At 69.6% G+C, this 22,498-nt stretch carries 24 protein-coding genes; 17 read left to right on the forward strand and 7 right to left on the reverse strand.

From position 1 onward, the window contains the following. Positions 1 to 5 precede the first annotated feature (5 nt). Entirely contained in the window at positions 6 to 485 is a 480-nt protein-coding gene (locus Q7J39_RS03165) for a hypothetical protein (protein ID WP_304820335.1), read from the reverse strand. 82 nt (positions 486 to 567) lie between these two features. Beyond that, the gene (locus Q7J39_RS03170; protein ID WP_304820337.1) at positions 568 to 1,563 is read right to left on the reverse strand and encodes an XdhC family protein; all 996 of its coding nucleotides are present in this window, start codon (positions 1,561 to 1,563) and stop codon (positions 568 to 570) included. Positions 1,564 to 1,660: 97 nt separating this feature from the next. On the opposite strand from Q7J39_RS03170, the gene Q7J39_RS03175 reads away from it, so the two are divergent. Beyond that, positions 1,661 to 2,533, forward strand: a complete 873-nt coding sequence (locus Q7J39_RS03175; RefSeq protein ID WP_304820339.1) for a bifunctional regulator KidO — start codon at positions 1,661 to 1,663, stop codon at positions 2,531 to 2,533. Between the two features lie 39 nt (positions 2,534 to 2,572). Then, complete coding sequence (locus Q7J39_RS03180) at positions 2,573 to 3,280, forward strand: cytidylyltransferase domain-containing protein (protein ID WP_304820341.1); 708 nt, start codon at positions 2,573 to 2,575, stop codon at positions 3,278 to 3,280. A 132-nt stretch (positions 3,281 to 3,412) separates the two neighbouring features. On the opposite strand, the gene ald is transcribed toward Q7J39_RS03180, so the two are convergent. Together ald and mtgA are read right to left on the reverse strand one after the other, a co-directional pair. Further along, entirely contained in the window at positions 3,413 to 4,528 is a 1,116-nt protein-coding gene (gene ald, locus Q7J39_RS03185; RefSeq protein ID WP_304820343.1) for an alanine dehydrogenase, read from the reverse strand. Between the two features lie 64 nt (positions 4,529 to 4,592). After that, positions 4,593 to 5,306, reverse strand: coding sequence for a monofunctional biosynthetic peptidoglycan transglycosylase (gene mtgA, locus Q7J39_RS03190; RefSeq protein ID WP_304820684.1), 714 nt, complete (start codon positions 5,304 to 5,306; stop codon positions 4,593 to 4,595). A gap of 242 nt (positions 5,307 to 5,548) precedes the next feature. Between mtgA and Q7J39_RS03195 the strand changes: the two genes are divergently transcribed. Next, positions 5,549 to 6,211, forward strand: a complete 663-nt coding sequence (locus Q7J39_RS03195) for a nitroreductase (protein ID WP_304820345.1) — start codon at positions 5,549 to 5,551, stop codon at positions 6,209 to 6,211. On the opposite strand, the gene Q7J39_RS03200 is transcribed toward Q7J39_RS03195, so the two are convergent. Next, positions 6,208 to 7,176: a WD40 repeat domain-containing protein gene (locus tag Q7J39_RS03200; RefSeq protein WP_304820347.1), complete on the reverse strand. Its 969-nt coding sequence runs from the start codon at positions 7,174 to 7,176 to the stop codon at positions 6,208 to 6,210. The genes Q7J39_RS03195 and Q7J39_RS03200 overlap by 4 nt on opposite strands. 207 nt (positions 7,177 to 7,383) lie before the next feature. Here Q7J39_RS03200 and Q7J39_RS03205 point away from each other — a divergent pair, with 207 nt between their 5' ends. Continuing rightward, positions 7,384 to 7,812: a biopolymer transporter ExbD gene (locus Q7J39_RS03205; protein WP_304820349.1), complete on the forward strand. Its 429-nt coding sequence runs from the start codon at positions 7,384 to 7,386 to the stop codon at positions 7,810 to 7,812. A 106-nt stretch (positions 7,813 to 7,918) separates the two neighbouring features. Here the strand turns inward: Q7J39_RS03205 and Q7J39_RS03210 are convergent, their stop codons facing one another. Beyond that, on the reverse strand, positions 7,919 to 8,992 hold the full coding sequence (locus tag Q7J39_RS03210; protein ID WP_304820352.1) for a GTP-binding protein: 1,074 nt from the start codon (positions 8,990 to 8,992) through the stop codon (positions 7,919 to 7,921). 119 nt (positions 8,993 to 9,111) lie between these two features. Here Q7J39_RS03210 and dmeF point away from each other — a divergent pair, with 119 nt between their 5' ends. The 8 genes from dmeF to proB all read left to right on the forward strand — a co-directional run bounded on the left by dmeF (position 9,112) and on the right by proB (position 15,850). Next, positions 9,112 to 10,035 carry a CDF family Co(II)/Ni(II) efflux transporter DmeF gene (dmeF, locus tag Q7J39_RS03215; RefSeq protein ID WP_304820354.1) on the forward strand — a complete coding sequence of 308 codons (924 nt, stop codon included), beginning with the start codon at positions 9,112 to 9,114 and terminating at the stop codon, positions 10,033 to 10,035. A 78-nt stretch (positions 10,036 to 10,113) separates the two neighbouring features. Next, a complete protein-coding gene (locus tag Q7J39_RS03220) occupies positions 10,114 to 11,403 on the forward strand; it encodes a serine hydrolase (protein WP_304820356.1) in 1,290 nt (429 codons plus the stop codon). A gap of 115 nt (positions 11,404 to 11,518) precedes the next feature. Next, positions 11,519 to 12,076 carry a 50S ribosomal protein L21 gene (rplU, locus tag Q7J39_RS03225; protein WP_304820358.1) on the forward strand — a complete coding sequence of 186 codons (558 nt, stop codon included), beginning with the start codon at positions 11,519 to 11,521 and terminating at the stop codon, positions 12,074 to 12,076. Positions 12,077 to 12,108: 32 nt separating this feature from the next. Beyond that, on the forward strand, positions 12,109 to 12,378 hold the full coding sequence (rpmA, locus tag Q7J39_RS03230) for a 50S ribosomal protein L27 (RefSeq protein WP_304820360.1): 270 nt from the start codon (positions 12,109 to 12,111) through the stop codon (positions 12,376 to 12,378). Positions 12,379 to 12,517: 139 nt separating this feature from the next. Next, positions 12,518 to 13,048, forward strand: a complete 531-nt coding sequence (locus Q7J39_RS03235) for a GNAT family N-acetyltransferase (RefSeq protein ID WP_304820362.1) — start codon at positions 12,518 to 12,520, stop codon at positions 13,046 to 13,048. Positions 13,049 to 13,101: 53 nt separating this feature from the next. Further along, positions 13,102 to 13,671, forward strand: a complete 570-nt coding sequence (locus tag Q7J39_RS03240; RefSeq protein ID WP_304820364.1) for a biotin transporter BioY — start codon at positions 13,102 to 13,104, stop codon at positions 13,669 to 13,671. Continuing rightward, the gene (obgE, locus tag Q7J39_RS03245) at positions 13,668 to 14,714 is read left to right on the forward strand and encodes a GTPase ObgE (protein WP_304820365.1); all 1,047 of its coding nucleotides are present in this window, start codon (positions 13,668 to 13,670) and stop codon (positions 14,712 to 14,714) included. The genes Q7J39_RS03240 and obgE overlap by 4 nt, the downstream gene beginning before the upstream one ends. After that, positions 14,711 to 15,850, forward strand: a complete 1,140-nt coding sequence (gene proB / locus Q7J39_RS03250) for a glutamate 5-kinase (protein ID WP_304820368.1) — start codon at positions 14,711 to 14,713, stop codon at positions 15,848 to 15,850. Before obgE ends, proB begins: the two co-directional genes overlap by 4 nt. Here proB and Q7J39_RS03255 read toward each other — a convergent pair. After that, positions 15,847 to 18,273, reverse strand: coding sequence for an ATP-binding protein (locus Q7J39_RS03255; protein WP_304820370.1), 2,427 nt, complete (start codon positions 18,271 to 18,273; stop codon positions 15,847 to 15,849). The genes proB and Q7J39_RS03255 overlap by 4 nt on opposite strands. 140 nt (positions 18,274 to 18,413) lie before the next feature. Between Q7J39_RS03255 and Q7J39_RS03260 the strand changes: the two genes are divergently transcribed. From Q7J39_RS03260 to Q7J39_RS03280, 5 genes are all read left to right on the forward strand, one after another. Continuing rightward, on the forward strand, positions 18,414 to 19,994 hold the full coding sequence (locus tag Q7J39_RS03260; protein WP_304820372.1) for an aldehyde dehydrogenase family protein: 1,581 nt from the start codon (positions 18,414 to 18,416) through the stop codon (positions 19,992 to 19,994). 15 nt (positions 19,995 to 20,009) lie between these two features. Then, positions 20,010 to 20,669: a nicotinate-nucleotide adenylyltransferase gene (locus tag Q7J39_RS03265; RefSeq protein ID WP_304820374.1), complete on the forward strand. Its 660-nt coding sequence runs from the start codon at positions 20,010 to 20,012 to the stop codon at positions 20,667 to 20,669. A 74-nt stretch (positions 20,670 to 20,743) separates the two neighbouring features. Then, a complete protein-coding gene (gene rsfS, locus Q7J39_RS03270) occupies positions 20,744 to 21,157 on the forward strand; it encodes a ribosome silencing factor (RefSeq protein ID WP_304820686.1) in 414 nt (137 codons plus the stop codon). Further along, the gene (gene rlmH / locus Q7J39_RS03275) at positions 21,154 to 21,618 is read left to right on the forward strand and encodes a 23S rRNA (pseudouridine(1915)-N(3))-methyltransferase RlmH (protein ID WP_304820376.1); all 465 of its coding nucleotides are present in this window, start codon (positions 21,154 to 21,156) and stop codon (positions 21,616 to 21,618) included. The genes rsfS and rlmH overlap by 4 nt, the downstream gene beginning before the upstream one ends. A gap of 7 nt (positions 21,619 to 21,625) precedes the next feature. After that, positions 21,626 to 22,495, forward strand: a complete 870-nt coding sequence (locus Q7J39_RS03280; RefSeq protein ID WP_304820378.1) for a murein hydrolase activator EnvC — start codon at positions 21,626 to 21,628, stop codon at positions 22,493 to 22,495. Positions 22,496 to 22,498: the final 3 nt, after the last annotated feature.

The following is a 22,498-nucleotide window of genomic DNA, read 5'->3' on the forward strand; positions in this document are numbered from 1 at the left end:
TTCCGTTAAGGAGTCAGGGTTTCCACCTCGTCCCAGGTCAGGTCGCGCCCTGGGAAGGCCACTGCCGTGAAGGGCCAGTCGGCCTGCAACCAGGATTTGAAAGCCTGATACAGCGGCTGATCCAGCTGCGCGTGGCTGGTGCGGGCCCAGCAGAAGGCCTCGGCGTCGTAGCCGGCCAGCTCGGTCGGCTCGATATAGGCGCAGCCCAGGCAGATCGACTCGTCGGGCGCCATCACCGTGTAGGCGAAGGAGCGGCGGATCTTGAACTCCTTGTGGTGCCAGCCGAGGTCGATCAGGTCGTCCTCAAAGGTCAGCCCCTCCGGCCAGCGGGTCTGGCGGGCGAAGACGTTCCGCAACTCGGCGGCGCTGGACATCACCGCGTCGTAGTCCTTGACCACATCGGTGATCAGCAGGGGCCGCAGGACGAAGTCCGGGGTCTCCAGGCGCAGGGGCACAACAAAATCGGGCGGGACGAAGCGTTTCATGAGCCGAGCATCGCTGACGCACGGGGGCCCGCCAAGACGCTAAGGCCGCCATCACCCCATCAACGCCTCGGGCGCCTCGGAATCAGGCGTCGGCCTTGTCGCGCTTGGATACCGGTTCGCGCGGGGTCTCCGGCGCCCGGGCGTGGCGCAGGGCCATGATCTCGCCGATCACCGACACGGCCACCTCCCAGGGGGCCTTGCCGCCGATATCCAGGCCGATGGGGGCGTGGACGCGCAGCAGCACACTCTCCGGCACGCCCGCGGCGCGCAGCGGCGCCATGCGCTCGGGCAGGCGCTTGCGGGCGCCCAGCAGACCGACATAGGCCGCCTGCGACGGCAGGGCGGCGGCCAGCGCCGTGCGGTCGGTCTCCAGGTTATGGGTAGCGATGGCGATGGCGGTCCAGGCGTCGGTCCCGATGGCGGCCAGGGCCTGGGCCGGCTCGTCCCGGCGATAGGCGACGCCAGCGATGGGCGGACCCGCCTCCGGGCCTTTCGGACGCACCAGGGTGGTCTCGAAGCCGCTCTGGGCGCCGAGCTGGCTGATGGCGAGCGCCGTGGGATCAGAGCCGAACACCACCAGGCGCGGGGTCGGGTCGTAGCGGCGCAGAATCGCGCCCTCCCAGGCGGTCTGGGTGTCGGGCTCCACGCAGAGCCGCTTGAGCCCATCGCTGATCCAGACGGCGGGCCGCCGCTCGGCCTGGGCCGCCAGCAGTTCGGAGAGCGCCGGGTCCCCCGCCGGGACCCGTTCCAGGAAGATCTCGATGCGCGCGCCGCACAGCAGCTGAATGTCCGGCCAGGGGCTGCCCTCGCCATAGACCAGGCGCCGGGGCTGGCCGTCTTCGAGGCAGGACGCCGAATGGTCGGCGATATCGCTCTCCACACAGCCACCGGAAAAATAACCGCAGACGATCCCGTCGGCGAACACCATCTGGGTTCCGACCGGTCGCGGCCCGCCGCCCTCCACCGACACCAGGGTGGCCAGGGCAAGCGGTTGATTTTGTTGCACGGCTTGCCTCAGGGCAGGCCGCACATCCTCGGCCATGCCGAACAATGGCCACTCGGGCAGGGGCTCTCTCATGCCCTTGAGCTTAACCCCCGTGAAAGGTTCCAGACACCGCTTCTTTAGGCCTTGCCCCCTAAATGGGGTCTCCTAGCGTTCGCAACCAGCGTTGTTCATGACGTCTCCGCTTTCCAAGCTCGGTCTCGGCTCCGGCCAGTTCGCCCTCGAACAGGCGAGCCTGCGTGGGCGTCCGCCTCAGGCCGAGGTGCGTGACATCCTGGACATCGCCGCGCGGACCCAGCTCGCCGTCTTCGACGTCGCCGGCCGCTCGCCCCAGGTGGAGAGCGTGCTGGGGGAGATCATGCCCCGGCCCAACCCCTTCAGGATCTCGATCTCTACGGTCCGCGCCGACCGCGGCCCCGACTTCGTGGAGGCCGAGGCCCGCGCTACCCTCCGCCGCCTGGGCGTGGAAACCGCCGACGCCATCCTGGTGCCCTCGGCCACCGACCTGTTCGGCCCCCATGGCCTGGCGCTGTGGGATCGGCTGAAGGCGCTGAAGGACCAAGGGCTCACCAAGAAGATCGGCGTCTCGGTCTTCGCCTCCGACGATCCGCTGGGCGTGGCCCGCCGGTTCCGTCCCGACATCATCCAGGCCCCGGCCTCCCTGCTCGACCAGCGCCTGCTGATCGACGGCACGCTCGCGGCGCTGACCGGCATCGGCATCGAGGTGCACCTGCGCTCGATCTTCCTGTCGGGCCTGCTGTTCCTGCCCGCCGACCGGGCCCCCAACCACCTGAAGGAAGCCGCCAGCCGGATTTCCCGGGCCCGCCGGCTGATCGCCGAGGGCCGGTCCGATCCTCTGCAGGCCGCCCTCGGCTTCGCCCTGTCCCGTCCCGAAGCCGCGGCCGTCCTGGTGGGCGTCACCACCGCGGCCGAGCTGAACGCGGTGATCGCCGCGGCCTCCAGCCCGCCCCCCGACCTCGACTGGGACGACATGGCGATCGACGACCCGGTCGCCCTCGACCCCCGCGCCTGGAGGGCCGCTTAAGCGCCCGCCACGGCCTGGCTCAAAAGGAGCCTGCCGCCCATGATCCTCGCGATCCTGCAAGCCCGGATGACCTCGCCCCGACTGCCCGGCAAGGCTATGGCCCCCCTGCGCGGCGAGCCGATGATCCTGCGCCAGGTGGAGCGCATCCGTCAGGCCCGCTGCCTGTCCAAGCTGATCGTCGCCACCAGCGACGAGGCCGTCGACGACCCCATGGCCAGCTTCCTGGTCGCCCGCGGCCAGACCGTGTTCCGCGGCGCCTCGGAGAACCTGTCGCGCCGCTTCATGCGCTGCGTCGAGGCGGCCGGCCCGGTCAGCCATGTGGTGCGCATCAAGGGCGACTCGCCCTTCGTCGATCCCGGCGTCATTGATGAGACCATCCGCCTGGCGCTCACCACGGGCGCCTCCTACGCCTCCAACCGCGTCGAGCGCACCTTCCCAAAGGGTCTCGAGGTCGAGGTGGTCACCGCCGCCGCCCTGGCCCGCACCGCGGCCGAGACCGATGAGGCCACGGCCGCCGGGACCTCCCCCCTGGCCCAGATCCGCAGCCAGCCCGAGCGCTATCCCCAGGCCCACTGCCTGGCTCGGCGCGACTGGTCGGGCCTCGACTGGCGGGTGAAGACCTCCGCAGACATGGCCTTCGCCAACGGCGTCTATTCCGCCCTGCACGCCGACGACCCGGCCTTCGGCCACGAGGACGTGCTGGGCGTGCTGCAGGGCCGCCAGGACCTCGCCCGCTGGGCGGCGTAACTGAGTGTCATCCCGGTTTCTGCGCAGCGGAAGACCGGGACCCAGAAGCACCGATTTCTCCGTATAGCCCCGCGCATATGGGTCCCGGACAAGCGCTGCGCGCTTTCCGGGATGACAGTTGGGCGGCCCGAGCTACACCGCCCACGCCCCGTACGGATCGCTGAACGGCTTGCCCAGAGCCTGCGCCACCGCCGGGTGGGTGATCTGGCCCTTCAGGACGTTCAGGCCCTTGGCCAGATGCTTGTTGGCCGCCAGCGCGCCCAGCCCCTTGTCCGCCAGCGCCAGGCCGAACGGCAGGGTCGCGTGTCCGAGCGCCTCCGACGAGGTGCGCGGCGCGGCGCCCGGCATATTGGCCACGCAGTAATGCACGACCCCGTCGATGGTGTAGGTCGGATGGACGTGGGTCGTGGGCTTGGAGGTTTCGAAACAGCCGCCCTGGTCGATGGAGACGTCCACCAGCACCGAGCCGGGTTTCATGCGCGCGAGGTGCTCGCGGCGCACCAGAGTCGGGGCCGCGGCCCCGGCGGTCAGCACCGCGCCGATCACCACGTCGGCCTTCAACACCTCCTCCTCCACCGCGTCGAGGGTGGAGTAGCGGGTCAGGATGCGGCCAAGGAACATGTCGTCCAGCACCCGCATGCGCGGGATGGAGCGCTCCACCACCACCACCTCGGCGCCGAGGCCGGCGGCCATGCGCGCGGCGTTCATGCCCACCACCCCGCCGCCCAGCACGCAGATCCGCGCCGGGGGCACGCCGGGCACGCCCGACAACAGGAGGCCCATGCCGCCATTGTGTTTCAGCAGGGTCTCGCCAGCCGAGAACACCGCGATCCGGCCGGCCACCTCCGACATCGGGGCCAGCAGCGGCAGGCCGCCATTGGCGTCAGTCACCGTCTCATAGGCGATAGCCGCCGCGCCCGAGGCCAGCAGGCCCTCGGTCTGGGCCGGGTCGGGCGCCAGGTGCAGATAGGTGAAGAGGATGTGCTCCGGCGTCAGCCGCGCCCACTCCACGGCCTGGGGCTCCTTGACCTTGATGATCAGCTGGCTGCCGGCGAACACCGCCTCGGCGTCGGGGGCGATCCTGGCGCCTGCCCGCACATAGGCCTCGTCGGCATAGCCGGCGCCTTGGCCGGCGCCGGCCTCCACCAGCACCTCATGGCCATGGACGACATATTCACGGACCGCCGTGGGGGTCAGGCCCACGCGATACTCGTCCGCCTTGATTTCGCGGGGCACGCCTACGCGCATCGAAGTCTCCCTTTTGCGAATTTGTTTCGCTTCAGAGAGGAGTTGGGGGCCTAATTTTGTTCCGTCAACCCAGAACGCAGCTCGCCATCCCCTCGCGGCGGACGGTCCCGGCGGCCTTGTCGATGCGGCCCGACCGGCGTTTCACATAGGGGCCCGGCTTGGCGGCGCGCCACTTCAGCGGGCTGGGCAGGATGGCCGCGAGCCGCGCGGCTTGGGCCGGGCTGAGTTGATCGGCGCCGACCCCGAAGTTCTTCATCGCCGCCGCCTGGGCGCCATAGACACCAGGGCCCCATTCGACGCTGTTGAGATAGACCTCCATGATCCGCCGCTTGCCCCACAGCCCCTCGATCAGGACGGTGAAATAGGCCTCAAGGCCTTTGCGGACATAGGAGCGGTCGGGCCAGAGGAAGATGTTCTTGGCGGTCTGCTGGCTGATGGTCGACCCGCCCCGCACCCGCTTGGAGCGTTCATTGTGGGCGAAGGCCTTCTGCATGGCGCCGAAGTCGAAGCCGCGGTGACTACAGAACTTGGCGTCTTCGGCGGCGATCACCGAGCGTACCAGGCGCGGGGAAATCTCGTCCAGAGAGCGCCACTGGCGGGAAAAGCCACGCCCCTCGAACACCCGCTCCACCATCAGATAGGTGATAGGCGGCGGAACGAACCGATAGGCGGCGGTCACCAACACCGGACCGATCAGGCCGAAGATCAGCACCAGACTGACCACCGTACGGCCGACCCGGCCCCAGACACTGCGCCTGTGCGGCGAGTCCCGTGGAATCTGGATCGGCGGGGCGTCGCCGCGATCATCCACCGACCGGGGCTTTTCGTTGAGCGAGATGTCGTCCCAGGACCTGGTCAGGTCTTCCCAGCCCCCCGACGCCTCAGGCGTCAGGCGCAGGGCGTCGTCCTTGTCGGAACCGGGGGTCGTTTCGCTCAAGTTACTGGCCCTTGCCTTGACCTAGGGTGTCACTGCTAGCGAAGCCGTGGAACCGGTCAAGCCGCCGCACCCCAGGAGCGCAGATGAACGTCACGCAAGCCGTCGCCAGGCGAATCTCCATCCGCGCCTTCAAGCCCGACAGGCCCCCGGCCGCGACCGTGCGCGAGATCCTGGAGCTGGCCGCCCGCGCCCCTTCGGGGGGGAATCTGCAGCCCTGGCGGGTCTACGCCCTGGCCGGCGAAGCGCTCGAGGAGCTGAAGGCCAAGGTGGCGGCCAATCCCTTCGGCGAGACCCCGGAATACGAGGTCTATCCAGCCAACCTCTGGGACCCCTTCCGCACCCGGCGGTTCCAGAACGGCGAAGACCTCTACGCCGCCATCGGCATCCCGCGTGAGGACAAGCCGGCCCGCCTGCGGCAACTGGCCAAGAATGGTGAGCTGTTCGGGGCGCCCGTCGGCCTGTTCTTCTGCCTGGACCGCAAGCTGGGGCCGCCGCAGTGGTCGGACCTGGGCATGTACATGCAGACCGTGATGCTGCTGGCCGCCGAGCGGGGCCTGGACACCTGCGCCCAGGAATACTGGGCCCGCTATCCGCAGACGGTCGCCGACCTGGTGGGGCTGCCTGAGGACCACATGCTGTTTTCCGGCATGGCGCTCGGCTACCGCGATGAGAGCCACCCCATCAACACCCTGCGCTCAGCGCGCGACCCCTTCGAGACCTGGGCGGAAATGAAGGGGTTCGACTAAACCACCTCGAACACCCCGGCCCCGCCCTCTTCGTCGCCCCAGGCCACCCGCTTGCCGTCCGGGGTCATGGCCAGGGCCGAGATCGGCGGGCCCTTCTCGGCCTTCAGCATGTCGATGGCCTGATTGGAAAGGTCGCAGACCCACACCCGGCCGTCGTCCAGGCCCGCGGCGAGCCGGTTGCCCACCGGGGTGGCGGCCACGCGATTGACCATCGAGCTTTCGTCGAAGCCCACCTCGGCCGCCTGCTTGCCCAGAGGCCCGGCCGAACCGGTGAACGGCCAGATGACCGCGCCATTGGCGCCGGAGGTGGCCAGCATCTGGCCCTTGTAGAGGAAGGTCAGGCTCTTCACCTTGGCCGGATAGCCGCCCATCTTCAGGTTCTTCTCGTCGGCGACCCGCCAGCCGTGCAGCTGGTTCTCCTGCATCGAGCTCATCAGGAACTTGCCATCCGGGCTGAAGGCCAGGGCCACGTGGCTGCCGGCCCACTTCAACACCGTCGGCTTCTGCTCGGCGATGCGGGCGTACCAGAGCCAGGCGCCGTTATAGGTGGCCGTGGCGATCCGCCGCCCCTTGGGGTCGAAAGCCACGTCGGCCACCGACTTCTCGTGGACAAAGACGCGGCTGAAGGCCAGGTCGCCGGCGTCGCGGACGTGCAGCTCCTTGCCGGCGGCGAAGGCGATCAGCTTCGACTCAGCCGACGCCGCCACCGACTCGATCCAGCGGCCGGGAATCTTCGCGATCTCCGTGACCTCGGCGCCCCGCGACCAGACCACCGCCCCGTCGTCGCCACCGGTGAGAATCCCTTCGCCGCTGGGATGCAGACAGGCCGACAGCGCCACCCCCTTGTGGGCGGCCGCGGTCTCCCCGCCCTCGAATCGGACCGTGCCGTCGCCGAGCGCAAAGGCCGCCTTGCCGTGGCGGTCGAAGAGGGCGGCGGTGACATAGGCGTCGTAGGACATGCTCATGCCCGCCTCTTAGCCGCCTAACACCGGTCTTGGCGAGCCATCGGGCGCCTGGAAAATTCGCCTGGGACGAGACCAACTGAGGCAGCGCCTGGACTTGGCCGCCAGCGGACGGCGGTTCGGGCTTTACAATCCCGATTTGATTGGCGAAGGGTGTCCGGACTGTGGATGGGCGCGACGTCATACGCGCCCCTAGGGAAGGAATTGCATATGGGTGCGAAGCTGGGCGGCGGGGGCGGCGGCAAGTTCGACCTCGGCCAAAACAGCGACATCAACGTCACGCCCTTCGTGGACGTGATGCTGGTGCTCCTCATCATCTTCATGGTGTCGATCCCCGCCGCGACGGTGTCGATCAAGCTCGACCTGCCGCCGGCGATTCCGCCGCCCCCGGGCACGAAGGTGGAAGAGCCGACCCTGATCAATATTCAGGTGGCCGGCCTCTATATCGGCGACCAGCCCACCACCCTGGACACCCTGCCCGCGGACCTCGCCCGCACCTTGAACAAGCCCAACCCCACCGAAGAGCGCGTCTATATCCGCGCCGACCGGACGGTGCGCTACGGCGAGTTCATGTCGGTGATGAACGCCCTCCAGGGCAACGGCTACTTCCAGGTCGCCCTGATCAACGAAGACCTCTAGGTCTTCGGCCCGAGACAAGGAAAAGCCCGCCCAGGGAAACCCGGGCGGGCTTTTTCGTTTCTGGATCCCACCAGGCGCGTGGCGCCGGGAGGGATCGTCTTGGGCTTTAGGCCGCGCAGGCCTCGAAGCCGGCCCGCAGCGCGGCTTCGTCCAGGTTGCGGCCGATGAACACCATGCGGCTGAAGCGGTCGTCGCCGTCCTTCCACTCACGCTGGAAGTCGCCCTCCAGGATCATGTGCACCGCCTGGAAAACCAGCCGGCGCTCGTCGCCCGCCACGTCCAGGATACCCTTGGCCCTCAGGATGTCGGGGCCCTGGTCGGCCAGCAGCTGGTTCAGCCAGTTGGTGACCCTCTGGCCGTGGATCGGCTTGCGCAGGGTCAGCGAGATCCCGCGGATACCGGCTGCGGCCGCATGGTCTTCGTGCGGATGAGCATGGCCGTGATCGTGGTGAGAATGGTCGTGATCGTGATGATCGTGATCATGGTCGCAATCCTCGTCATGCACATGGCCGTCTTCGCCGTGCGCGGGGTTCAGGAACTCAGGCAGGATTTCGGTGATGCGGGCCAGGTCGAAGCCGCCGCGGCCCAGGATGGCGTCCAGCGGCACGTTGGAGCGCTGCGCCCGGTGGATGGGGGCCAGCGGATTGATCCGCCGGATGGCGGCCTCCACGGCCTTCAATTCTTCCGGCGTCACCAGGTCGGTCTTGTTCAGCACGATCTGGTCGGCGAAGGCGATCTGCTCGACGGCCTCCTTGGAATCGGCCAGGCGCAGAGGCAGGTGCTTGGCGTCCACCACGGTGGTGACGCTGTCCAGCTGGGTCTTGGCCTTCACGTCGTCATCCACGAAGAAGGTCTGGGCCACCGGACCAGGATCGGCCAGGCCGGTGGTCTCCACGATGATGGCGTCGAAGCCGCCCTTGCGCTTCATCAGGCCCGAAAGCACCCGGATCAGGTCGCCGCGCACCGTGCAGCAGACGCAGCCGTTGTTCATCTCGAACACTTCCTCGTCGGCGCCGACGATCAGGTCGTTGTCGATGCCCACCTCGCCGAACTCGTTGACGATCACGGCGTAGCGCTTGCCGTGGTCCTCGGTGAGGATGCGGTTGAGCAGGGTGGTCTTGCCGGCGCCGAGGTAGCCGGTGAGGACGGTGACGGGGGTCTTGGCGTTCATGGGGCTCATCTAGTCATTGTCGGCGCGGGATGGAACAGGCGGCGCGCACGCGATCGCTTGACCTGAGCGAAGTGTTATAGAATAACACCCCTCCGCTCCCGCCCCCCGCACTCTATATATAGGCGCCCGTGACCACCGCCGAACCCCCCGCTTCTGAGCCGATGGACGCCTTCCGGGGCGACCGGATCTATCTGGGCGCCGATCACGCCCGCAATGAGCGGCGGACCTGGCTGGTGGCGGCCATCTGCCTGGCCACCCTGGCGGCTCAGATCACCGGTGGGCTGGCCTTCCACTCCATGGCGCTTGTCGCCAACGGGCTGCACATGGCCGCCCATGTCGCCGCCCTGCTGGTGGCCGCCGGCGCCTACGCCGTGGCCCGGACCTACGCCGCCGATCCGCGGTTTTCCTTCGGCACGGGCAAGCTGGGCTATCTGGCCGGCTTCGCCAACGCCGCAGTCCTGGGCGTCACCGCCCTGCTGATCGCCATCGAGAGCGTGGAGCGCCTGCTGGCGCCCGAGGATGTGGCCTATGACGGCGCCCTACCGCTGGCCGCCGTCGCCCTGGCGGTGAACCTGGTCTGCGTCTGGCTGCTGAAGCCCGGCCAGAGCCACGCCCACGATCGAGATGGCGACCTGAACCTTTCGGCGGCCCACCTGCACCTGGCCGGCGACGCGGTGATTTCGGCCCTGGCCATCGCCGGCCTCGCCGCCGGCCGCTATCTGGGCTGGAGCTGGACCGATCCCGTGGCCGCCCTGGCGGGGGCGGGCCTGCTGGCCCACTTCGCCTGGCGGTTGCTCAGCCGCACCGGCGCAGTGCTGTTGGACGTCAATCCCAGCCCAGAGCTCACCGCCGAGATCCGCGGCCGCCTGGAGGGCGAGGGCGAGCGGGTGCTGGACCTGCACCTCTGGCGGCTCGGCCCCGGCCACCACGCCGCCATCATCGTCATCGCCGCGTCCGATCCGCAGGCGCCCCAGGCCTATCGCGCCCGCCTGGCGGGCCTGGCGGGCCTAAGTCACGTAACTGTGGAAGTCCGCGACCACACGACGGCTTGACCGGAGTCCGCGGATCAGCCTTTTCAAGGTCTGATGAATCAAGGGCTTGAGCAGCTACGGGCTTGGGGCCGGTCGGGCGTGGACGGCGTGTCCGACCTCGGCGTCAACCTGCTCGTCACGACCCTGCGGACCCTGACCTGGCTCGAGGACCGCACGGCGTCCTGGCCCCAGGCCCGGCGCGACCTTCTCTTCGACACCCGGATGTTCTGGGCGACCCGCTGGCGCCCGGCCTCCGCCCTGGCCGTCCTGGGGGGGCTGACCCTCCTGGGCGGGGCCTATGTGGTCACCAAGACCCCGGCCAAGGCCCCGCCGCCCACCATCCTGGCCGCCGGAACCGGCGCGCCGCGGCCCCACATCGCCCCGCGCCCCAAGCCAGGCCCGCCACCCCAAGCCCTGCAGAAGCGGCTGGACGAGCTGGCCGCCAGCTACCGCGAGCCCGTGGGCATCGCCGTGGCCGACACCAGCGAAGGCTGGATGGCCCAGGTGGCCGGCGACGACGCCTTCCCGCAGCAGAGCGTCTCCAAGCTGTGGGTGGCCATGACCACCATGGACGCCCTCGACCAGGGCAAGCTCAGCCTGGACCAGGGGGTGCTCCTGGGCCCGCAGGACCGCAGCGTCTTCTTCCAGCCCATCTCCCACAAGATCGGCGCCACAGGCTACGCCACCACCCTGCGCGACCTGGTGCGCCGGGCCCTGATCGAGAGCGACAACGCCGCCAACGACAAGCTGCTGGCCGAGGTGGGCGGCGTCGACGCCGTGGCCGACATGCTGGCGCGCAAGAACCTGACCGGCATCCGCATGGGCGCCGACGAGAAGAACCTGCAGGCCAAGATCGCCGGCCTGACCTGGAGCCCGGAGATGGGCATCGGCGGCAATTTCAAGGACGCCCGGGCCCGCCTGCCCGATTCCGTCCGTGACGCCGCCATGCACGCCTATCTCGAAAATCCGCTGGACGGCGCGACCCCGGCGGGTCTCGCCACCGCCCTGGTGGCCCTGAAACGCGGCGAGCTGCTGTCGCAGGAATCCACCGACGCCTTCCTGGCCACCATGTCGGAGGCCCGCACCGGCCCGCGGCGCCTGAAGGGCGGCCTGCCCTCGGGCTGGTCCATCGCCCACAAGACCGGCACCGGCCAGGACTGGCGGGGCGGCTCCATCGGCATCAACGACGTCGCCTTGCTCACCGCCCCCGACGGGCGCTCCTATGCGGTGGTCGTTTTGATGAAGCGCACCACCAAGCCGGTCCCCGCACGCCTGGCCTTCATGCAGCAGGTCTCCAAGGCCGTGGTGACCAGCTGGGAGAGCGAACGCGACGACGCCCGCAAGACGCTCGCCAGCCTCCGTCCGGGAGACTCTTCCGGAGGTCGCTGAATCCACAGCGGCTTCCGTTGACTTGGCGGGGGTCGTCTGTATAAGTCCGCGCCTTCGCACGCAGGACCTTCCCGCGGGCGTGATCCTTTTTTGCTAAAGTCTCAAGGCGTCAACGATGTACGCGGTGATCAAAACCGGCGGTAAGCAGTACCGGGTTCAGGCGGGCGACCTTCTCGTCGTCGAAAAGCTTGAAGGTGAGCCGGGCGCCAATGTGGCGTTCGGCGACGTCCTGATGCTGGGCGACGGTGAGACCATCACCCTCGGAGCTCCGATCGTGGAAGGCGCCACCGTCAGCGCCACCCTGATCGAGACCCGCAAGGGTCTGAAGGTGAAGATCTTCAAGAAGCGCCGTCGTCAGGGCTATCGCCGCACCCGCGGCCATCGCCAGCACGAGAGCGTCCTGCGCGTCACCTCGGTGGCCGGCGCCGGCAAGACCGAGAACTGGGACGGCGTGGTGGACATGACCACCAAGGCTGTCCTCAACGCTCGCGCCCGCAACCTGAAGCTGGAAGAAGCCGCGACCGCCAAGGCCGCGCTCTCCGCCGAAAAGGCCGCTGCGCCCGCCGCCAAGAAGGCCGCCGCCCCCAAGGCGACTGCGCCCAAGGCTGAAGCCACCGAGAAGAAGGCTGCTGCGCCGAAGAAGGCCGCCGCCAAGAAGCCCGACGCCGAATAAGCGTCGGATCAAGACAAGTTTAGGAGACCACAATGGCTCACAAGAAATCAGGCGGTTCATCCCGCAACGGCCGCGACTCGGCCGGCCGTCGTCTCGGCGTGAAGAAGTTCGGTGGCGAGTCCGTCATCGGCGGCAACATCATCATCCGTCAGCGCGGCACCAAGTTCTTCGCGGGCGTGAATGTCGGCATGGGCCGTGACCATACCCTCTTCGCCACCGCCGACGGCGCTGTGCAGTTCGTCACCAAGCGCGACGACCGCACCTATGTGAACGTGGTGGCTGCCGAGACCAACGCCAGCTAGGCGGAACCTCTCTTCTCCGGTTCCGCCCCGACGATCAGTCAGGCGGACCGGACAGAATCCCGAAAAGCGGGAGTCCGGAACGCCGGGCTCCCGCTTTTTCTGTTTCAGGGGTCCCGCCAGAGGACCCGGGAGGTTCAAGATGTGCTCCATCCAGATCGAACCCGTCATCGAGACGCAGCGGCTGCGCCTGCGGCGCCCCCGGATGACCGACGCCGCGCGCATGGCCAAGCTGCTCAATGATCGCGACTTGGCCCGCATGACCCATTCCATCCCCCATCCCTACGGGCTGGAGGACGCCCAGAACTATCTGGAACAGGCCGACGACGCCGACCCGGATAGCCGCGCCCTGTTCGTCATTGATCACCCCGAGCAGGGGCCGATCGGGGTGGTGGGCTTCGACAGCGAGCACGGCCGCAGCGAGATGGGCTATTGGATCGGCCGCCCCTTCTGGGGCTGCGGGTTCGCCACCGAGGCGGCCAAGGGCGCCCTGGTCTGGGCCAACAAGACGTGGAAGCGGCGCTACGTCCTGGCGCGTCACTTCTCCGACAACCCCGCCTCGGCCTCGGTGCTCTGCAAGACCGGCTTCCTCTACACCGGGGAGGTCCGGCTTTCGCCCTCGGCCGCCCGCGGCGAAGCCGTTCCCTCGCGGATGATGGTCTGGCTGGCGTGAGTTTGCGGCGCTCGCGTGGTATGGCGGGCGCCGAACCTCTCTGGATTATGGAATTGACCACCGCCGCCACCTTCAAAGCGCCTCTGGACGCCCTGCTCGCAGGGCGCGCCTTGGCGTGGCGGGTCGGCGCCGTCCTGGCGGGAAGCTGGCTGCTGGCCGCCGCCTCCTGGGCGGAGGTTCCGATGTATCCGGTCCCCATGACCCTGCAGACCTACGCCCTGCTGGTGATCGCCGGGCTCTCAGGCCTGCGCCTGTCGCTTGAGATCGTCTTTGTCTGGCTGGCCCAGGCGGCCATGGGCCTGCCCGTGCTGGCCGGCGGGGCCAGCGGACTCGAGGCCCTGGTGGGTCCCACCGGCGGCTATCTGCTGGGATTCCTGGCCGCCGCCGGCCTGGTGGGCTGGCTCGCCGCGCGGACCGGCCGCGCCTGGCTGCCGCTGACCGCCAGCTTCCTCCTGGCCCACGCCGTCATCCTGCTGCTGGGCTTCGCCTGGCTCGCCTCCGGCCTGGGGGCCAAGGCCGCCTTCGTCGGCGGCGTCGCGCCCTTCCTCGTGGGCGCTTTCTTGAAAACCCTATTGGCCGTCGCGACCGTCAAGCTCGCGGGCGACCGGATTCTGACCCGATGAAATTCCTCGACCAGTGCAAGGTCTTTGTCCGCTCCGGCAACGGGGGCGGCGGCGCCGTTTCCTTCCGGCGCGAGAAATATATCGAATACGGCGGCCCCGACGGCGGTGACGGCGGCCGCGGCGGCGACGTCTGGATCGAGGCCATGGACGGCCTCAACACCCTGATCGACTTCCGCTACAGCCAGCACTTCAAGGCTGACACCGGCACCCACGGCATGGGCCGCAACCGCCACGGCGCGGCGGGCGAGGACATCGTCATGAAGGTCCCGGTCGGCACCCAGGTGCTGGAGGAGGACAAGGAAACCCTGATCGTCGACATGGACACGCCGGGCCAGCGCTTCCTGCTGGCCAAGGGCGGCAACGGCGGCTGGGGCAATGACCGCTTCAAGAGCTCGATCAACCAGGCCCCCTACCACGCCAACCCTGGCCAGGAGGGTGAGGAGCGCTGGATCTGGCTGCGGCTGAAGCTGATCGCCGATGTCGGCCTGGCGGGCCTGCCCAATGCCGGCAAGTCCACCTTCCTGGCCGCCGCCAGCGCCGCCAAGCCGAAGATCGCCGACTATCCCTTCACCACCATCCACCCCAATCTCGGAATCGTGGACCTGTCCCCCAGCGAGCGCTTCGTCCTGGCCGACATCCCCGGCCTGATCGAGGGCGCGTCGGACGGCGCCGGGCTCGGCACCCGCTTCCTGGGCCACGTGGAGCGCACCGCGGTGCTGATCCACCTGATCGACTCCACCCAGACCGACGTGGTCGAGGCCTGGAAGACCGTGCGCCACGAGCTCGAAGCCTATGGCGAGGAGCTGGGCGACAAGACCGAGATCATCGCGCTCAACAAGATCGACGCCCTGGACGAGAGCACCGTGGCGATGCAGCGCGAGGCGCTGGAGGAGGCCGCCGGCGTGCCGGTCCGCATCGTCTCCGCCGTGGCTGGGACCGGCGTGGTGGAAATCCTGCGCGAGGCCTACGCCCTGGTGCGTGACCGCAAAGCCGCCGCCGCCGTCGGCAAGGGCGGCGAGGACGAAGTGGGCTGGAAGCCGTGAGCGGGATCGAGCGCGCCCGCAGGGTTGTCGTCAAGGTCGGCTCGGCCCTGCTGGTGGGCGAGGACGGCACGGCCGACACCCTGTGGCTGGCCGCCTTCGCCGCCGATGTCGCCCGCCTGCGGGCCCGGGGGCAGCAGGTCCTGGTGGTCTCCTCCGGCGCCGTGGCCCTTGGTCGCCGCCGCCTGATGCTGGCCAAGCGATCCCTGACCCTGCCCGAGAAACAGGCCGCCGCCGCCGCCGGTCAGTCGGCCCTGATGCGCGCGTGGGAAGAGGCGCTGGAGCCCCACGACATCCACGCCGCCCAGGTGTTGCTGACCCGCGACGACACCGAGGTCCGCCACCGCTGGCTCAATGCGCGCGCCACCGTCGAGACCCTCCTGGACCTCGGCGTGATCCCGGTCGTCAACGAGAACGACACCGTGGTCACCGAGGAGATCCGCTACGGCGACAACGACCGCCTGGCCGCCCGCGTGGCCCAGATGATCGGCGCCGACGTCCTGGTCCTGCTGTCGGACATCGACGGCCTCTACACCGCCGACCCGCGCAGCAATCCCGACGCCCGGCGGCTGGACCGCATCACCCACCTGACGCCCGAGATCGAGGCGATGGCCGGCGGCGCCAACGCCAGCGCCGGGGTCGGGACCGGCGGCATGGCCACCAAGATCGCCGCGGCCCGCATGGCCCAGTCGGCCGGCTGCGCCACCGTCATCACCCTCGGCCGCCGCCCCTCGCCCCTGGCGGCCCTGGAGGCCGGCGAGCCCGCCACCGTCATCGAGCCCGCCATCAGCGCCAAGGCCGCCTACAAGGCCTGGATCGCCGGGACCCTGGCGCCGGCCGGGACCTTGGTGGTGGACGATGGCGCGGCGCGCGCGCTCTCCACTGGCAAGAGCCTGCTGGCCGCCGGCATCCGCGCCGTCGAGGGTCGCTTCGAAAAGGGCGACGCGGTCATCGTCCGCGATCAGGCCGGGCGCGAAATCGGCCGCGGCCTGACCCGCTATGACAGCGCCGACGCCGTCACCATCCTGGGCTTGAAGTCCGACGCCATCGAGGGGGCGCTGGGCTATACGTCGGGCCCGGTGATCCACGCCGACGACCTGGCCCTGGGCCACGCCCCGGCTGAGGTTACGGCGATCTAGACCGCTTCGGCGCGCGCTTCGGGCAGGGCCTCGGCGCCGGCCAGGGCCTCGCCGATGGTCTCGTACAGCACACCGACCTCGATGGGCTTTGCCACATAGGCGGTCATGCCCGCGGCCATGTATTCGGCGATCTGGTGGCTCATGGCGTTGGCCGACAGCGCGATGATCGGGATCGGCGCCATGCCCTGCGCGGCTTCGGCCTGGCGGATGGCGAGCGACGCGGCCACCCCGCCCATCTCCGGCATCTGGATGTCCATCAGGATCACGTCGAAATCGGCGGTCGCCCAGGTGGAGACCGCCTGCAGGCCATCGCCCACCACCGTCAGCTCGACGTCCAGCGGGGCCAGCAGGGCGGCCAGAACCTTTTGGTTGGTGGGGTTGTCCTCCGCCGCCAGGATGCGCAGCCGCCGGCCCTGGGGCAGGCTGATCTCGCCGGGCGCCACGCTGACGGGAGCGCGGGCGGTCTCGCTGATCCGCGGCAGGGGCAGGCTGACCCGGAACTCCGAGCCCTTGCCCGGCACGCTCGCGACCTCGATGGCGCCGCCCATCAGCTCCACCAGCTCGCGGCTGATGGCCAGGCCCAGGCCGGTGCCGCCGAACCGGCGCTCGTTGGAGTCGTCCACCTGGGTGAACTTGGAGAACAGCTTCGGCAGGGCCTCGGCCGACATGCCGATGCCGCTGTCGCGAACGATGAAGTCCAGCCCCTCCGGCCTGGTGGTCACCTCGAGGGATACCGCCCCCACATCGGTGAACTTCACGGCGTTGGAGAGCAGGTTCGACAGGATCTGACGGATACGATCGGCGTCGCCGAGCCAGACCCCGGTGGCGTCCAGGTCGACGGTGGCCTCCAGGTCCAGGCGCTTGGCGGCCGCCGCGCCCGTGAAGGTGGAGACCGTCCGGGTGGCCAGGGTCTCGATGTCGAACTCGACGGGCGCCAGGTCCAGCTTGCCGGCTTCGATCTTGGAGATGTCCAGCACATCGTTCAGCACCTGCAGCAGGCCGGCGCCGGAATCGCGGATGATGTGCAGCCGCTCCCGCTGGTCGGGGGCGAGCGCCTCACGCTCCATCACCTGGACCATGCCCAGCACCCCGTTCAGCGGCGTGCGGATCTCGTGGCTCATATTGGCCAGGAACTGGGACTTCATCTTGTTGGCGCTCTCGGCCGCCTCCTTGGCGACCTGACTGCGCACCAGCACGTCCTCCATCTCGCGCCGCTCCAGGGCGTTGCGGCGGAAGACGCCCAGGGCCTGGGCCAGTCGGCCGATCTCGTCGGCGCGGAACTCGAAGGGGATCTCACTCTCCAGGTCGCCGGCCGCCACGTCCCCCATGGCCTGGGTGATCCGGGCCATCGGGCGCACCACCCGGCCGATGATGAAGGCGGCAGATAGCAGGCCGAAGGCGCAGGCGACCACCATCAGGGCGATGGAAAGCTGCACCTGGCGCTCGGCGGCCCTCACCTGAAGTGCGGCGTGCTCGGCGGTGAGGTCGAAGCTGGCGGCGACGACGTCCGTCAGGCTCTGCAGGCTGTCCATCATGGCGCGGTTGAGCGCCTCGGCGTCGACCGGCGTCCCGGTGTCGAGCGAGGAGAGCGCGGCGGCCCGGTCGGCCCGGAACGCCACGAAATAGCGGCGCTCGGCCGTGGCGATGGCGCTCTTCAGGCGCGGCGGATTGAAGGTCAGGTTCGCCTGGGCGGTGATCATCCTGTGCGCCGCGTCCACGGCCCCGGTGAGCTTGGCCATCGCCTCGCGTTCGGCGCCGGTCAGCGGGCGGCCGCGGCCCAGCGCCTCGCCCACCAGCATCGCATCCAGGCCGGCGGTCTCGCGCGCCAGCCAGGCGAGCTGTTTGACGGTCATCATCCGGGCGATGAACGGGTCAGCCTGAATGGCCTCGTTGGAAAGCTGGCCGGAGAGTTCTCCCAGCGTATCCACCAGGTTGGAATCGGCGGTGAGCCAGGCCTGGCGCAGGGCTTCGGATCGATTGGCGTCGGCGGTCGCCAACGCCTTGTCCGTCACCTGGCGCATGTGATGGAAGGTCGCCTGCCGGGCGGCGATCTCATCCACCAGGCGGCGCACGGCAGGACCTTCGGCCCCCACCATGTCCAGCCGCGTCGGATTCAGGTGGGCCAGGGCCGACTTGATCGCCGCATCGGTGCTCACCCGGCTGTCGTTCAGGCCTCGAAAGGCCTCAGCGGTCGGGACCCCGGGTTTGGTCAGGGCGATCGAAACGGCGCCCCGCTCCAGGCGCAGCCCCTGCATGGCGTGGAACAGGTCGCGGGAGATCTCGGCGGCCAACAGCACGCGCTGGGCGGCCTGCTGGCGCTCATAGGCGCGCAGGGCCATCACCCCGCAGGTGATCACCAGGGAGGCCACCATCACCCCGGCGATGACCTGGAGCAAGGCGCCCAGACTGAGGATTCTCTTCATGACGCCCACGGTCCCCCCCCTCGCCGGGAGCGTAGGTGGCAGACTGGTAACGCGGGCTTAATCGGCGAGACATTCTGTCGCGCCATCGCGGTGAATTGCCGCCCTCGGGAAAGGTGCTTACTAAGGCTCATCTTGAGCATATGGCGGGCGACGTGGGCGACGTGGGCGATGCGGCGGGCAGAGGCGGGGCGGAGGCGGGCAGCGGCCGGCTGACCACGCTCGCGCCCTCCATGGCCATCCCCCATGGCGGCGACCGCGTGGCCTATGTGTCCCAGGCGCTCGCGGACGCCTTCCAGGCCGGCGACCGGCTGCTGGTGGTGCAGGATAGCGGCGACCTGCTGCACGTTCCCGCCGCTGTCCAGGCCCTGGCCGACGCCGCCGTCGGCAAGGCGCATGCCGCCTTCCAGGCGATGGGCGCGGTGAGCGACGCCGCCATCACCGCCTTCTTCGACGCCTTCGCCGCCCGGCTCGCCGACGACAAGGTCTGGGCCGCCATCGGCGCCGCCAACGCCGCCGATGTCGCCAAGGCACAAGCCCGTGGCCGCTCCACAACCCGGCTGACGGTCAGCCCGGCCATGCGCGCCGACATGATTTCCGGTTTGCAGGCCTGGCGCGACACCCCCGGAGCCCGCGGCAGAATCCTGGAGACGACCATCCATGACGGCTGGAGTGTCGACCAGGTCATGGCGCCCCTGGGCGTCGTGGGCTTCGTCTTCGAGGGCCGCCCCAATGTCTTCGCCGACGCCACCGGCGTCCTGCGCACCGGCAACACCGTGGTCTTCCGCATCGGCTCCGACGCCCTGGGCACGGCGCGGGCCATCGTCGAGCACGCCCTGGATCCGGCCCTGGCCGCCGCGGGACTCCCCAAGGGCGCCGCGGCCCTGGTGGATAGCGCCGAGCATGCCGCCGGCTGGGCCATGTTCTCCGACAAGCGCCTGGCCCTGGCCGTGGCGCGCGGCTCCGGCCCCGCCGTGGCCCAGCTCGGGGCCATCGCCCGCCAGGCCGGGACCCCGGTGAGCCTGCACGGCACGGGCGGCGCCTGGATGGTGGCCGACGCCGCAGCCGACGCCGCTCGCTTCGAGGCGGCCGCCTATCACTCCCTCGACCGCAAGGTCTGCAACACGCTCAACGTCTGCTGCATCGTCCGCGAGCGCGCCGAGGACCTGGTCCCGGTGTTCCTGGCCGCACTGCAAGCCGCCGGCGAGCGCCGCAAGGGCGCCAAGCTGCACGTGGTCGAAGGCTCCGAACGCTACATCCCCGCCGCCTGGCGCGACGCCCGTGTCACCGTCGCCCGCGCCGAGGGCGACCGCGAGGAACCCCTGGTGGAGCGCCTCGCCGAGGCCGACCTGGGGCGGGAGTGGGAGTGGGAGGAGACACCGGAGGTCTCCCTGATGGTCGTGGAGGACGCCGCCCAGGCCGTCGCCCTGTTCAACCGCTACAGCCCCCGCTTCGCCGCCAGCCTGATCTCGCAGGACGCGCAGGCCCACGAACGCTTCTACGCCGCCATCGACGCCCCCTTCACCGGTGATGGCTTCACCCGCTGGGTGGACGGCCAATACGCCCTGAACCGCCCCGAGCTCGGCCTCTCCAACTGGGAGCACGGCCGCCTGTTCGCGCGCGGCGGGGTCCTGGCCGGGGACGGGGTCTTCACCGTCCGCGCCCGGGTCCGCCAGACCGACCTCAACCTCGACCGCAATCCCGACACGGCGAAGCGGTTTTGATCCAGAGCAGTGACCATGTGGTTCGCGGGACCCGCCCGGCGCGTCCCTGAGGCCGGCCGGCCCGCGACCCTGCGCCTGGGCTTCACGCTCACGCGGGGTATGCGGGTGGGGCTCTATGGCGGCTCGTTCAATCCGGTCCACGCCGGCCACGCCCACGTGGCCGAGACCGCCCGCAAGCGGCTGCGGCTGGACCGGGTCATCTGGCTGGTCTCACCGCAGAACCCCCTGAAATCCTCCAAGGAAACCGCCAGCCTGGCGCAGCGGATGGCCGGCGTCCGCAAGGTGGCCCGAGGCCGGGCGATGATCGTGTCCGACGCAGAGACCGCCATCGGCTCGACCTACACCATCGACACGCTCAGGGTCTTGAAGGCCCGTTTCCCGGGGGTGAAATTCGTCTGGATCATGGGCGCCGACAGCCTGGCCAGTTTCCACCGCTGGCGCGGCTGGACGCAGATCATGGGCGGCGCCCCCGTCGCCGTGGTCTCGCGGCCCTGGATCTCGCTGAGAAGCCGCTTCTCGCCGGCCGCCCAGCGCTTCAGCCATGCGCGGCGGCCCGCCAGCCAGGGTCCGATCCTGGCCGGGACCCAGCCGCCCCGCTGGGTGTTCCTCACCGGGCCGCTGAACTTCCTCTCCTCCAGCGCCATGCGGGCCAGGATGGGCGGATCAAGATCGTGATGTCAGGCAGACTGCCCCTTTCCGCGCAATCGTGATATGAGGCCTTTTAGCGAGGCAAAAAAGGAGCTACCCCGCTGAGCCCTGACCCTGCGCCGAGTGCGCACGAAACCCCGGTTTCCGCCGAGGTTTCCACCGATCCCCAGAGTCGCATCGCCGCTTTGGAAGACCTGATCCTGGCGCGTCTTGATGACGATAAAGCCCAGGATGTCGTGTTCATCGACCTGAAGGGTAAGAGCGCTGTGGCTGACGGCCTGATCGTCGCCTCTGGCCGTTCGCACCGCCATGTCGGCGCCATGGCCGACCACCTGCTGCGCGCCCTCAAGGACGAGGGCTACGGCAAGGTGCGCGTCGAGGGCATGCCGCACTGCGACTGGGTGCTGATCGACACCGGAGACGTGATCATCCACCTGTTCCGTCCCGAGGTCCGGTCCTTCTACAACATCGAGAAGATCTGGTCGGTGGACTCGGCCCACATCGCCTTCACTTGAAGCTGACGATCCTGGCGGTCGGGCGTCTGGCCCGTTCCCCCGAGGTCGAGCTGGTGAAGCTCTATGTGGACCGCGCCACCGCGGCCGGCCGCGCCCTAGGGCTCGGCCCCGTCGAGGTGGTGGAGGTCGAGGCCAAGAAGCCCGGCAAGCTCGCCGAGGCCGATGTTCTGCGCCCGCATCTCACCGACGCCCACGTCATCGCCTGTGATGAACGGGGCGCCGCGCGGGCGTCCCGCGACTTCGCCGCCGAGATCGCCAGGCTGCGCGATCAGGGCGTGCGGCGGCTGGTGTTCCTGATCGGCGGCGCCGACGGCCTCGATCCGGCCCTGGCCGCGTCTGCGAATGGCAAGCTGGCCTTCGGGCCCCAGACATGGCCCCATGCCCTGGCCCGCGCCATGCTGGCCGAACAGGTCTATCGGGCGGTCACCATCCTGGCCGGCGGGCCGTATCACAGAGACTGACGCGCCCTTGCTGACCCTCCACCCCGCCCTTGTGATCGGCGCCTTCGCAAGCCTGGCGGTGGGCGTCGTCGCCGTGGCGGCGGCCAGCGAGCGTGACAAGCTGCAGAGCCTCAACGTCCGCGAGACCGTGCTCACCGCCGAGCAGGGCCGCAACCTCAACCGCCTGGCCCGGCTGCTGACCGTGCTGGAACAGTTCCGGCGCGATCCGCCGCCCGCCCTGCTGGTCAGCCCCGACGATGCGGTGTCCGCCGTCCGCGCCGCCATCCTGGTCAAGGCCATCACTCCGGAACTGCAGCGCCGGGCGCGGCTCTACGCCGCGGAGGCCGGCGAGATCGCCCGCCAGCGCCGGTTGGCCGCGGTCGCCAGCGAAGCCCTGTTCACCGCCGACAGCCAGCTCGCCGAGGCCCGCCTGATCCAGCCGCCCAGTCAGCGGGACCAGAACCCCCTGCAGGACGAAAACGGCGAGGTCAGCCCGCCCAGGGCTCTGATGGCGCCCGCCGATGGCGCCATCACCCAGCGCTTCGGACAGGCCGTGCCCGGCGGCGGCAAGGCCAACGGCCTGACCATCCAGACCGCCTCCGGGGCGAAAGTGGCGGCGCCGGACGGCGGACTTGTCCAATATGTGGGCCCCGTGAAGGGGTGGGGCGTGATCTTGATCTTAAGATTGGCCGGTGGATACCATCTGGTGTTGGCTGGCCTGGACCGGGCGAACGTCAGCGTCGGACAATCCGTCGCGGCGGGTGCGCCTGTCGGATGGATGGCCGATGGGCGACAGTCGCCCCCCGAGCTCTATCTTGAGATCCGGGAACGCGGCGCGCCGGTCGACCCGGGGCGCTGGATGAAGGACGGAAGCGGCTTGAGACCGACCGTCGGCTAAAAC

The sequence above is a fragment of the Phenylobacterium sp. genome (genome assembly GCF_030651185.1).
Taxonomy (GTDB): Bacteria; Pseudomonadota; Alphaproteobacteria; order Caulobacterales; family Caulobacteraceae; genus Phenylobacterium.